The following is a 12,196-nucleotide window of genomic DNA, read 5'->3' on the forward strand; positions in this document are numbered from 1 at the left end:
TCAGACGAGAACTCTACCGCAAACCCGGACGAAAAGCGCTCAAATACGCCGTCAAAGCAACTCTCTGAAATCAACAATGTGCTACACAAGAGCGTACACCGTATTCTCTCAGACTGATATCCCGTCATTTATATGGATAATGTACCAATCCGCGAGAAATGAGTTCTGAGAGCAGATCATCACCTGACGCGAACCACATCGCGTTTTATCTCCCGTCTCTACGAGGTGGTGGTGCTGAAAGGGTGATCGTGAACCTCGCAAACGAATTCGCGGAGCGGGGATATTCCGTCGATATCGTTCTCGTCCAAGCTCGTGGCGAATACCTCGCTGATGTTTCCGATAGGGTGAACATCATCGATCTCGATACAAGGAGATTCTTCGGAGCACTTCCACAGTTGGTCACTTACCTCAAGCGTGAGAGACCTGATGTGTTGTTATCGACCATCGACACGGCGAACATCGTGGCGATCTGTGCGAAACGGATCTCCGGTGTCTCCACGAGAGTCGTGATCCGCATCTCGAACATGCTGTCTACGAAGGAGGTGAACGGCCAGTTGAAACATCGGTTGGTCCACCGAGTGGCGAGATACGTGTATCCTTATGCTAACGCCGTCGTTGCCGTGTCCGATGGAGTTGCTGACGACTTGCTCGAGATGACGAAACTCGCTCCGGAGCAGATCACAACCATCTACAATCCATCCGTTACGGATGAACTCCTACAGAACCGAACCGAACCGATCGATCATCCGTGGTTTGTCGAAGATCAGGACATCCCGATCGTACTCGGTGTCGGTGAGTTAAGCGAACAGAAGGACTTTCAAACACTGATACGGGCCTTCGATCGCGTCGTTCAGGACCGGACCGCTCGGCTCGTCATCCTTGGAGAAGGACCCCGTCGAGACGAACTAGAGGCGCTCATAGAGGAGTTCGATCTCGTTGATTCCGTCTCGATACCGGGTTTCGTCGATAATCCATACGCCTACATGTCGAGTTCGGACGTGTTCGTTCTCTCCTCGCAGTGGGAAGGTTGTCCAAACGTGTTGATCGAAGCCCTGGCCTGTAACGTGCCAGTGGTCTCAACCAACTGCCCTAGCGGTCCGGAAGAGATCTTAGAGAGTGGAGAGTGGGGATCTCTCGTAGATGTCGGAGATCATGAAAACATGGCTAAAAGTGTCATTTCGACGCTTGACCAACAGGACCCGATCGATACAGAACAGTACGCTCGCTCTCGGTTTTCAGTAGAAGAGGTTACGAATGAATATCGAAACCTCATCGAAGAATAGATCTCTCTCTTAGATATCGGACGACGGCTGTGTGATCTGTCGGTCACATTCGTAAGACAGTGAATCACATCGTTATGCTCAAGTGAGAATAGTCCGAGTCATCAGTTAACTTTGAATCAAATAAAGAGATCGTTCGTACAGCAACCTAACTGCGCTGTATTCTTGTTCGCCGCCTTTATTGTCGCCACACTCGTTACGGCATCTCCTCTCTCAAGGGCGTGGTTAGCCTTGCCGATGGCAGTTATTGCTACTGCGGCAATATATTCGATTTATATTGGATTTAGTGAGATACGTGTGCCGTTCTCTATTCTCGCTTCTATATTGGTGCTCTACACACTCTTTATCTTTCATGGCATAACGAAACCCGACAACATCGAATTGATCGCTAGAGTGTTCATCTTCATTCCAGTATCATTCACATTAATATTCTTATTTCCTACTGTTCTGGATGTAGAAAATTTTCTGAAATTCATTTCCCTTCTCGCAGGGACGATCGTATTTATTGGTATCCCTGGTGCGATCGTGGGTAACGCAATTCCACTTATTTCGGTACATACGACTACGAGCGTTTTCGGTCTCAGCTTTTATATTATAGAATCGACCTTTTATAATCCAAACCCATTTGCGGAATTAGCCTTTTTTGGTACAATTTCCAGCCTCGTTTGGTTCAAAGGTAGTACGGTTCGACGCGGTTTGATTGCGATCTGCGCTCTCGGGCTGTTTTTAGCTCAAAGTCGTGCAGCCTTTTTGGCCGTATCTGCGGCCGTTTTCGTGTACGTTGCGGGCAATTACCTCAACCGAGAGTATTTTCACCAACTGATCTCTGGTTGTTTGCTCCTCGGAACGATCAGTTATCTCATGCTCCTCCAATTAATCCCGGGACCATCGATACTGGAACGGATCTATCTCGCGGGACGACTCGATATCTGGCATGCTGCTATCGAGGCGGTGAAGGCGAGACCGATCCTCGGTCACGGCCCAGGTGATCTGCCAACGATCGTCGGCGCGTTCGCCGAGGGTTCTGTGGGTGCCGGCATTTACAATTCTTTCCTGAGACTGTTCGTGACGACTGGAGTTCTCGGTGGACTCTGTTACGTCTATCTCTTCGTCTACTCGATCACGAACCATGCGAAGCTCAAACTTGATCGGGAGTCCTTGATCGTCCATTCGCTCACGATCGGCTTCGTCGTGAATGAACTCTTCACGGGTAACTCGATGTTTGGCTTAAGTACCACCTCGGTGATCGGTGCGGTTCTAATTGGATATCTCTTATCAGATATTGTTGCTGACTAGGATTGAACAATATCTCCGAATTTTGAGCATATTTTGTATAATTGACTAAAATATACTCATCTATTGTCTGAATTGTTCTAGATCAGAGTACGGTTTCGAATAACCCTTCATACTGTGCTGTAGCTTCACGAATGGAGAAGTATCGTGCACGCTGCTGTAGCTTTTCTGGATCGATTGGATCCTTAAGTATTCGAAGGAGTGCGTCTTTCAGCGCTTCTGAATCTCCAACAGGGGTAAGATCTCCATACTCTCCATTCATCAAGATTTCCGATGGTCCGTTTGGACAATCAGTCGAAACGACAGGAGTTCCACACGCCATTGCCTCAATGAGAACAAGTGAGAGTCCTTCCCACTGTGAGGACAACGCGAAAACATCTGAATGAGCCATGTACGGATATGGATCGCTTACGAACCCAGGCATGGATACTTTTTCACTAATCTCGAGTTGTTCAGCCAAAGATTCGTACTCTGATGTTAGTTTGCCGCCTCCCAACAGGAGCAGTCGAGTATCTCCCCGTTCTTCCGTGAGTCGTGCGAATGCGCGGATAAGTGTGGGATAGTCTTTCGCTTCTACGTGCCGTCCAACACTCAACACCACCGCTATCTCATCATCGTGGAACCACTGATGTGACGGTAGAGCATAGACGGTTTCGAACTGTTCTTCGCTAATGACGGGATTGTAGATGGTACTGACCTTGTCATTGGAAATTCTCGCCCAATCGCGGATATCTTGGGAGACACCCTTGGAAACGCCGACGACGTGATCGGCAAGAGAGTACGTGTACTTCGCCAGTATCATATCCCGTTTCTTTGAGAATGCTTGGGTCTCTGATTGGGTACTATGTTCGGTGACGATGATACGAGACGACACTTGAGATAACTGTGCGGCGAGGATCGTCATCACGTTTGCGGCAGTCAGGAAAGAGATCACAACGTCTGGTTGAGTACGGCGTAGATGACAAGCTAATGGAACAACTGACCACCGCATCCGATCGATAGGAAGCACCGAAAATTCGATGCTAGAGGAGAGTTCATTAATTAATTTTCCTTGTTCAGTGACAACGAGTACTTCTACTTGATGGCCGTTCTCGACGAGTTGATTAGCTAGGTTGACTGTGACTTGTTCTGCTCCCCCGATTGTGAGATTCCCAATAAATAACGTTATGCTCGAACTCATTCCGATTCAGTTTCCTCATTGCGCCTCGGATTCCCGTTTCTTATATGTAATGTAATACAGTTCATGTGTTCTCTTGTCTTAATCGATCTTCGAGAGATGTCGGTCGATAGCATATATGAATTCGTCGACGTTTGGCTTTGCCGGATCACCCCACTTCATAGGCTCACTGATCTCGAACAACGCATCGATGTATCGCCGGATATCATCGTTGGAGAGTCCTCCGTCCTCGATCACTTTTGCGATCGTCGTGTCGAGGTCGTTGATATCGTCGAGATGAACGACGCTCTCGAGGTCTCCGTATAATGCCGATCCGAGTACCACGACTGGCTTTCCGAATACGATCGCTTCGTGTCCGACGGTATTATTCAACGTGACTACTGCTTCCGCCTTCTCGATGAGGTTATGTGCTGGAGTCGATGGCTTTGCGATCGGCACGTACCGTGATATTTGTCGAATATCCGAGAACGGCATCGCACCGAGCTGTTGAGGATGGTCTTTCACCAGCAGTTCGGTACCGTGAGGTACGGATCTGGAGAGATATTTAATAAGTCCTGCTTGATCGTAGAACGCCGGTGACCGCATGGTAACACGTGATTCCCGGTAGTACTGTAAGGAGTAGAAGACGAATTTAGAACTGGACACGTATTCACGTGTGTCCTCACGGTCTAACGCATAGTACTGCTGGACTTTTGCTTGTACTGGTTTCCCGATTGTTCGTCGGGCCCACCGTGCGATGCTCGGGAGTGAATCAAGCCGCTTCTTTGCTACTATCTGGGCCTTTCCGAGGATATTTGAAATAATTGATGTGGGTCGTGAGGTGGACACATCTACACCCACCTGTGGCCTATCAGTAACTACCGTTTGACGATATTCTTCGGCTCGCTTACGATCTGCTCTCGAAAGATCTCGACTGAGTGCAGATTCGATCTCCGGGAAAGCCATCTGTTCGCCACTTCGAATCGTCGTTCGACCAGGAAGAGGACTGAAACTACAACGAATAGACGGCACATCGTGATACTCCGCGACACGCGCGAGAACGCGTCGATTAATTTCCCCTCCTTGGTTCTGGATCGGTATTCCTCTGTAACCGTCATCATACAACCCATCAAAAAAATCTAATAATCGATGTAAACGCTGTATATACGGTTCGAAATTAGGCTCTACCGGACCATTCGGAAGAAATCGACCACCGGAGGGCTTGAGATATTCATAGTCGTATACTAATTGTGGAAATACGAACGACCGTACGGAATCGATCTTGTATTTATTTGTGAGAAAATTTAGATTTTGGGTTGGTTTGTGGGATATATGATCATTAATTATTAGATCGTCAGAGATCTGTTTCTGAATTTTATCACTATCACTTTGATTCTGTATGATTATCGAGATAGAACCTCCTCTTTTTCCAATCTCTTGAGATAATTGGTTTATGAATTCAATTGAATTTCTTGAATTTAATGGAGAAATAAACTCACGGTTCTTAATCTCAGTGGACATATCTCTCTGTTCACCTGCGATGTTCATCATTTTGTCTATCTATATCCACGCAGTAATCTGAAGAAACTTCTAATGAAATATATTCCCGGCCCTATTTTGCCACTGATAAAATCTTCAGTTAGTGACTGCGTTACCGATCAAGCTCTGACCGTGAGTCCTTCCTAGTTGAGTTCGTTGTTCGATGCGGATCGTAGCGGTCAGTCTGTACCACGTCTGAACAACTATACTCTCTTATTGAATCGGATCTATCCCAATTAATACTAAAGAAGATCTTCAACCGATAGATATTTCTATAGATTACTGGTTAAAACCTACACGCACTCACACAAAATGATCCCTAATCTAAAACATTTGCTATATTCGAAACAGATTAAAAGATCCATCCAAATCTACTGATATGGTTAATCGTCCAAATATTCTTTTGATCGTGATGGATTCTGTTCGTGCTAGAAACTGTAGTGTATATGGTCACAATAATAATACTACACCTCGATTAGAGGAACTTTCTAATGAGTCAACACTCTACACACAAGCTCGCTCACCAAGCATAAATAGCATCCAAAGTCATACGAGTATATTCACTGGTTATAATGTTAATGAACATAATATCTCTGAACATAACTCATATATTAATCCAGAAGAGAATATTTGGCAAAAACTCAAAATAGAACATGAATATAATACGGGCATTTTCTCACCAAATGCTGTAATCACAGAAGCCTCTAATTTATGTGATGTGTTCGAAAAATATAGTGGACCAAAGAGGAATACCCAGACAAAGATCTTTGATTCCGCTTTAGATCCTACTGAGATGGATATTGAGACCAAGGCTGAGTATATTCATAAATCGTTGAGATCAAGTAAGCCTCTAAGATCTATTATTAACGGTATAAATACTAAATTCCTTGCAGATGCTTCATCATACGATCCCGAAACTGAAGTTGCTGATATATATATTAATGAATTTATTAACTGGGTAGAAGATAATAGTGATCACTGGGCCGCGTGTATCAATCTGATGGATGCTCACGAACCATATATTCCAAGTGAACAATCTAATTACTGGGGAAGCGAACTATTAGAGTCAGTTAGGCAACAGACAGCAGAGTGTGGCACAATGGGATATATTGGCGGAGAACGACCATGGGGAGAAATTCGAGCCATTGAGCCACTATATGATGGCTGTATCAGGCAAATTGATTCTGCAATTGAAACTCTCATTGACAAACTAAAATCAATGGGGGAGTATGAGAACACTCTACTCGTCATTACGAGCGATCACGGTCAAGCCTTCGCTGAGCAAAGTCGAGTAAATTCAAATGTCCGGCTAAATGGACATGCTTACGGAATACACGAAGTGCTAACTCATATTCCACTTATTGTTAAGAGGCCTAATCAATCATATGAAGAGAAAATCGATTCAATTTCATCTCTGGCTAAATTCCCAAAGGTAGTAAAAGATACAATTAGTGGGAATGGGACTACTACTTTTGTACCTGATGATGGTGTTGTTGTAGCCTCTACTGACCGACTAAAACCACCTGGAGACTCAATTCCATTAGATAAGGAAACCCGCAAACAATACTTTGGTCCTTGGAGAGCAGTATATCGTGAAGAAAATGGCAAATTATTCAAATATATTGAAAGAAACGGCGACAAAGCAGTTGTTCAGGTTAGAGATGCTCAGACCTCTTTCACCGTGGAAAGGCCAAATACAGATATCGTTGAAAATGAATTCAATAAGATGAATTCCCTTAATATTGGTAGAGAAAAAGATATAGATATGGACAAAAATGTTGAACAACGGTTAGCAGATCTCGGATATAAATAACTGATAATATCTTATGAGAATATGATATTATCAGTTATATCTATTCGTGTCGAATTAATTCGAATCGTAGTATTCAGATACTTGGTTCCACGGGAAGGCGAGTATCTGAGCCACTTGTCAGTATCTTCTAGATCGGTGTTGCTGAACAGTTTTAGAAACTGGTAGCTCTGCGGTTTATTTCACGAAAAGATACGTTCGATACTGTTTCAATTTTCATGTTATTCGTCTCTGAACTCGAGATCGTGTTTCCGACAGACTCGTTGAAATGAAGTCGATCCATCAACTTGATCGCAGACCTGGTTTGCCACCCCAAGAGAGAACCGAGCATGCGAGAGTTCGATTATACGAAACTAGAACTTGGAGAGAATGCGATCCGTTGGCACCTCGGCATATTGCAGGATGTTAGCGTGATCGCAGAGCTGGTGGTCGAACCCGACGATCACGTGCGTGGCTACCCGTACAAGTTCTATCGGCTGACCGAGCAGGCCCGAGAGCTATTCGACCGGAACGACCTGTTCCCGGCTAACGCGTGGTGGCGACAGTACGCCCGCGTGGAAAAACCTACGAAATCGCCAAATTCACGGAAATTCCCTGCCCCAATGACCAGATGCTAGCGCTGACTCCCTCCCGTCTTCCATCCCATACGGCAATTCTCTCACGATTCCGGACTTACGACCTCTGTCCCCCAATCCTGTTTCACGACACCTGTACCAACGGCTCGTACCACTCCCGGTTCGCCTGATACCACTCGATGAACTCCCCCACTCCCTCCGCGATCGTTCGTGAGGGCTCATACCCGATCAGCTCGCCCGCCTTCTCGACGGACGCGTGCGTGTGCTCGGCGTCGGCCTCCCGCGCGGACTCGTACACGATCTCCAGTTCGGGCGCGAGCTGGTCGCGCACCGTCTCGGCCAATTCCTGAATCGAGATGTTGTCCGAGCTCCCGACGTTCACCACGTCTCCGTCCGCAGCTCCCGACTCCAACAGCGTCCGGTTCGCGTCCACCACGTCATCTACGTAGGTGAAGTCCCGCGTCTGCTGGCCGTCCCCGTAGATCACCGGCGGTTCCCCGTTCAGGCACCGCGAGACGAAATTCGAGATCGCCATGTTGGGGCGCATCCGCGGGCCGTACACGGTGAAGTAGCGCAGACAGACCGTCGGCAAGTCATGTAGCTCCGTGTACACCCGCGCCATGTGTTCCTGGGTCAGCTTCGTCACGCCGTAGGGACTCACGGGCTCGGTCGGGTGGTCCTCCTCGTAGGGCAATGAGCGCGGCTTGCCGTACACCGACGAGGAGCTCGCGAGGATCACTCGCTTCACGTCCGCCTCCTTCGACGCCTCGAGCAGGTTCACCGTCCCGCTCACGTTGATGTCGGTCACCTTCCGTGGGTTCTTCACGCTCTCGCGCACGCCCGCCTGCGCGGCCTGGTGGACGACCACGTCCGCGTCGTCGACGACCTCCCGGACCGTCTCCGGATCTCGCACGTCGCCCTCGACGAACCGGTACTCCGAGTCCCCCTCGTCAGCCACCTCGCGATGGGCGTCGAGCGTGTGGCGTTTGATCCCCTCCGCGTAGAAGGGTTCGAAGTTGTCGAGGACCGTCACGTCGTGGCCGTCGTCGAGGAACGACTCGGCGAGGTGGCCGCCGATGAACCCGGCCCCTCCCGTCACGAGGATTCGCATGCGCGCCCTTCCGGAGGCCGACACAAAACTCGCGCGGTTCGCCGAGAGCGTCGCCGAACCGGTCGACGAGTCGGTCCCCCTGGCCGGCAGCGAGAACGACCGCATCCATGTCGGGACGACCGGGCAGGACCCACCTGAACCCATCGGCGACGACTTCGACGACACGATCCGGGATGGAGGGGGTCCGTTTCGTCGGGTCTCGGCTGTGACGTTGGAAACTCCACGCCGGCCACTCGGTTTCCCGTACGGAGAGTGGATTCCGTTTCTCTCACGACGCACGGTGATTCTCGCTAGTGACTACATGAATCGGCGACACAAGAATTATATCGTCTCTTCTACTATCGATCGGTATGACCGTCGACGAACCGGCCGGAGCGTTCGGACTCGCTGAAGGATTCGGCGCGGACCTCAAGTCCGAACCCGCCGACGAGCGAGTGTATCGGGTCGCGCTCCAGCTGTACGACCCGGCAGGCGTGTCGGAGATCGCGGAGCGCGCCTCGTGTGCGCCGGACACCGCCCGGCGGCATCTCGAGCGGCTGGCCGATATCGGCGTCGTCGAAACCGTCTCGGAGTCCCCGCTCACGTACGTCCGAAACGAGTCGTACTTCGAGTGGCGGCTTCGGAACCGGCTCGTGGACCTGTCGCGCGACGAACTCCACGACACTCTCGCCGAGCTCACCGACCGCGAGGCGACGTTTCGCGAGCGCTTCGACGCGGCGTCGCCGACGGCGGTGGACGCGTTCGACCACGCCGACTACGACGATCTGGAGGAAGTCTGGCTCGCGTTGAGCGAGTGGCACACCCTCCGAGAGCGGATCGACCGGCTGGAGGCCGTCCGGCGGGATCGCGGCTCGGACTCCTCGATCGAGGAGAACGCCGCGTGACCGGTCCCGACCGGTCGCGGTCCGTCGACGAGACGACGCTGCGCTATCTCGCCCGCGTGTTCGGTCACCGACCCGAGGTGCGCCAGACGTCCCCGTTCCCGACGAACAAACTGGAGGGCCTCGTCGTGACGCTCGACGCCGAGTACTACCCCGCAGACGTCGATGGCGTCTCGCTCGAGCTCCGTGCGTACACGAACGGCGATTTTCACGTGTCGTACCACGAGACACGCGCGGGCGACCGACGAGGGTGTCGATGGGATCGACACGACCAGCCACACAACGCCCGGGACCACTACCATCCGTTTCCGGACGCGGGCACGGCCGCCGCGGTCGACCGGAGCTACGCGACGGATCTTACGAGAGTCGTCGAGCGGACCGTTCTCCCGTGGGTCGACGACCGAGTGGGTGAGCTCTGGGAGTCGACCACTGACTGAGGCCCTTCGGATGCGGTCGGGTTCCATCCGCGCACCACTTCGGTACTCGAATTACGTCGATAGCAAGGTGAACCTCGACGGCTGAAACTGAGCGGTTCTCTCCCTACGAACCCTCACTCCGCACTCGTCAACTCGGCTGCCCGCTCTACGTCCGCGGGTGTGTTGACGTTCACGCACTCGTCGAGCTGTATGGTCTCGATCTCGGAGCCCGCTCGCACCAACATCTCACGGCGGTCATCCCCTTACTCGCCGTGTGTGTCACGGATCCGCTCCAGCTCCTCGAGTATGTTCTCCACCGAATCCGACTCGAAGAATCGCTCGCGATCGAACCGACTCGCGGCATCCGACCCCAACCCCTCGGCCAAGTCGTTCACGCTCTCGATCGTCGACGCCGCCCCGTCCTCCACGAGGGGCCGGAGCACGTCCGCGCCGTCCGCCTCGAACACGAACGTCTCCAGGTCGAAACAGAGCCCCTCGTAGACGGCAGTCGATCCGACTCCGACCTGCGCGCTCGACTCCGCGAAGAGGCGGTAGAGGGGCGGCTCGGACTCGTCGATCACCCGCACGTCCGACTCCGCGAGCCAGGGGTACTCCTCTTCCCATCGGTCGTACTCGCCCGGATGGAGCTTGTAGACGATCTCGTGGTCGATCCGGTCGTCCTCGTGTACCTCGAGAGCGAACTGCGAGAGCCCGCGGCCGATCGTCCCTTGCGAGATGAACAGGAGCTGCTCGGAGCGTTCGACGTCGTCGTACGCGTCGAGCCGCTCCTCGAGGTACGGGTACCCGACAGGGATCACGCGGTCGTCGGGGATCGGGTATCGAGCGTTCTCGTTCCAGAACTCGCCGAACGTCAGGAGGTAGTCCGGGAACGTGGTCTTGGTCTCGCCATCCGGGTAGGAGTACCCGAAGTGATGGTCGTAGATCACCCCGTGTTGGAGTTCGACGACTGGGATCCCCTTCCGCTTACACGCCTCGACGAGTGTCTCCTTCCCGTATGAGACGACCAGGACGACGACCTCGGGATCGACTCGGTCCAACAGTTGCTCGTACAGCGGGAGCGTCGTGTTCCGGACGTGGAGTGCGTCTCGAGCTTCCGAGACGACGTCCACGTCGACATCGAAGCGCCGTCGGATCTCCGCTTCGGCCTCACGGAGTCGGGAGACGACGTTGTCGGGAAGTGACGGCGAGCGTAGACCGAGCTTCCGTTGGAGCGTTCCTCCGTACTCTATGAGCTCGAGATATCGGAGATTTTCTGTCTTCGCGGGGCTTCGATGCGACAGGAGGACCGGCGTCTCCATGTGGACGTAGTCGAGCTCGCCCTGCTCGTGGATCGGATCGCAGTAAAGGTCCCACCAGTAGCCGTCTTCCTCGAGCTTTCGGCGTTGGTGGCCGAAGAAGAGGAAATCGTGTTCGCCGGCGAAGTACGGGTTTCTGTAGACTGCGTTTTTCAGCCACAGTGCGAAGCCGTGGAGGTAGTCTTTCAGTCCGTCTCCACTGTGCGTGTGTGATTGTCCGCGTCCTTTTTTACGTGCGATCTCTTGGAAGACGTTGAAGTATATTCGTTCCCAGACCGGGATCCCTTCGACACGAATTGAGAATAGATGTAACTTTTCTTCAAATTCCTCATACTCATCCAGTGCTACACTCATCGATTGATTCGTATTCTTTCTACCACGTAAATGTGTGACTATCCTTGATCATCTTTCTCTAGCGATTCTATCCCTTCTAAATTGGATGTGAACACAAACTAGAGTCACTAAAAGAAAACTGGATAATCGGACTACACTATAATGGGCCAAAGAAGGTCCACCCTGATATATATGATTTTGCGGTTACGGGGTTAAATTTTGTTGAGGATCTGAATGGTGCGCCACTAGTCAATGTTGATGCCGGAAAACTCGCTCCCCCATGTTTCAAGTCAGACAAACGTGAAAAACACTGGGATGTCTTGTATGTCGGTCGATGTACATCACGAAAGAACGTCGAGTATTTTTTCAACGTAATTAAGAAACTGTTCGCTCTGCTGTGTTGAATAGATGCTGAGTCACGGTTACAGCGGCTCACACAGTGGTTCTATGTTGGTGATGGCGAACATCAAGACGATTTCACGGAAC

10 protein-coding genes are annotated in these 12,196 nt (G+C 51.2%); 6 read left to right on the plus strand and 4 right to left on the minus strand.

The window, feature by feature from the left end; genetic code table 11:
- Positions 1 to 158: 158 nt before the first annotated feature.
- A complete protein-coding gene (locus FN829_RS15310; RefSeq protein WP_142987806.1) occupies positions 159 to 1,283 on the plus strand; it encodes a glycosyltransferase in 1,125 nt (374 codons plus the stop codon).
- A gap of 162 nt (positions 1,284 to 1,445) precedes the next feature.
- Positions 1,446 to 2,576 carry an O-antigen ligase family protein gene (locus tag FN829_RS15315; RefSeq protein WP_142987807.1) on the plus strand — a complete coding sequence of 377 codons (1,131 nt, stop codon included), beginning with the start codon at positions 1,446 to 1,448 and terminating at the stop codon, positions 2,574 to 2,576.
- Between the two features lie 82 nt (positions 2,577 to 2,658).
- Here the strand turns inward: FN829_RS15315 and FN829_RS15320 are convergent, their stop codons facing one another.
- Complete coding sequence (locus tag FN829_RS15320) at positions 2,659 to 3,753, minus strand: glycosyltransferase (RefSeq protein ID WP_142987808.1); 1,095 nt, start codon at positions 3,751 to 3,753, stop codon at positions 2,659 to 2,661.
- Positions 3,754 to 3,831: 78 nt separating this feature from the next.
- Positions 3,832 to 4,578 (minus strand): capsular polysaccharide export protein, LipB/KpsS family, encoded by a 747-nt coding sequence (locus FN829_RS16010; RefSeq protein ID WP_185955788.1) that lies wholly within the window; start codon positions 4,576 to 4,578, stop codon positions 3,832 to 3,834.
- Positions 4,579 to 5,647: 1,069 nt separating this feature from the next.
- On the opposite strand from FN829_RS16010, the gene FN829_RS15330 reads away from it, so the two are divergent.
- Positions 5,648 to 7,081, plus strand: coding sequence for a sulfatase-like hydrolase/transferase (locus FN829_RS15330; RefSeq protein WP_142987810.1), 1,434 nt, complete (start codon positions 5,648 to 5,650; stop codon positions 7,079 to 7,081).
- 696 nt (positions 7,082 to 7,777) lie between these two features.
- On the opposite strand, the gene FN829_RS15340 is transcribed toward FN829_RS15330, so the two are convergent.
- Positions 7,778 to 8,764, minus strand: a complete 987-nt coding sequence (locus tag FN829_RS15340; protein WP_142987811.1) for an NAD-dependent epimerase/dehydratase family protein — start codon at positions 8,762 to 8,764, stop codon at positions 7,778 to 7,780.
- On the opposite strand from FN829_RS15340, the gene FN829_RS15345 reads away from it, so the two are divergent.
- From FN829_RS15345 to FN829_RS15355, 3 genes are read left to right on the plus strand one after another with little or no spacing between them, the layout of a single operon-like run.
- A complete protein-coding gene (locus FN829_RS15345; RefSeq protein ID WP_142987812.1) occupies positions 8,763 to 9,155 on the plus strand; it encodes a hypothetical protein in 393 nt (130 codons plus the stop codon). The genes FN829_RS15340 and FN829_RS15345 overlap by 2 nt on opposite strands.
- A complete protein-coding gene (locus FN829_RS15350) occupies positions 9,115 to 9,648 on the plus strand; it encodes a DUF7342 family protein (RefSeq protein ID WP_142987813.1) in 534 nt (177 codons plus the stop codon). Before FN829_RS15345 ends, FN829_RS15350 begins: the two co-directional genes overlap by 41 nt.
- The gene (locus tag FN829_RS15355) at positions 9,645 to 10,082 is read left to right on the plus strand and encodes a hypothetical protein (protein WP_142987814.1); all 438 of its coding nucleotides are present in this window, start codon (positions 9,645 to 9,647) and stop codon (positions 10,080 to 10,082) included. Before FN829_RS15350 ends, FN829_RS15355 begins: the two co-directional genes overlap by 4 nt.
- Positions 10,083 to 10,324: 242 nt before the next feature.
- On the opposite strand, the gene FN829_RS16310 is transcribed toward FN829_RS15355, so the two are convergent.
- On the minus strand, positions 10,325 to 11,731 hold the full coding sequence (locus tag FN829_RS16310) for a hypothetical protein (protein WP_246066566.1): 1,407 nt from the start codon (positions 11,729 to 11,731) through the stop codon (positions 10,325 to 10,327).
- Positions 11,732 to 12,196: the final 465 nt, after the last annotated feature.

The organism is Halorubrum cibi (assembly GCF_900182635.1).
GTDB lineage: Archaea > Halobacteriota > Halobacteria > Halobacteriales > Haloferacaceae > Halorubrum > Halorubrum cibi.

What these genes read in the sequence shown, in the direction of transcription:
- FN829_RS15310 (WP_142987806.1), top strand. Translation starts at nt 159, where the DNA reads ATGAGTTCTGAGAGCAGATCATCACCTGACGCGAACCACATCGCGTTT.
- FN829_RS15320 (WP_142987808.1), bottom strand. Translation starts at nt 3,753, where the DNA reads ATGAGTTCGAGCATAACGTTATTTATTGGGAATCTCACAATCGGGGGA.
- FN829_RS15330 (WP_142987810.1), top strand. Translation starts at nt 5,648, where the DNA reads ATGGTTAATCGTCCAAATATTCTTTTGATCGTGATGGATTCTGTTCGT.
- FN829_RS15345 (WP_142987812.1), top strand. Translation starts at nt 8,763, where the DNA reads ATGCGCGCCCTTCCGGAGGCCGACACAAAACTCGCGCGGTTCGCCGAG.
- FN829_RS15340 (WP_142987811.1), bottom strand. Translation starts at nt 8,764, where the DNA reads ATGCGAATCCTCGTGACGGGAGGGGCCGGGTTCATCGGCGGCCACCTC.
- FN829_RS15350 (WP_142987813.1), top strand. Translation starts at nt 9,115, where the DNA reads ATGACCGTCGACGAACCGGCCGGAGCGTTCGGACTCGCTGAAGGATTC.
- FN829_RS16310 (WP_246066566.1), bottom strand. Translation starts at nt 11,731, where the DNA reads ATGAGTGTAGCACTGGATGAGTATGAGGAATTTGAAGAAAAGTTACAT.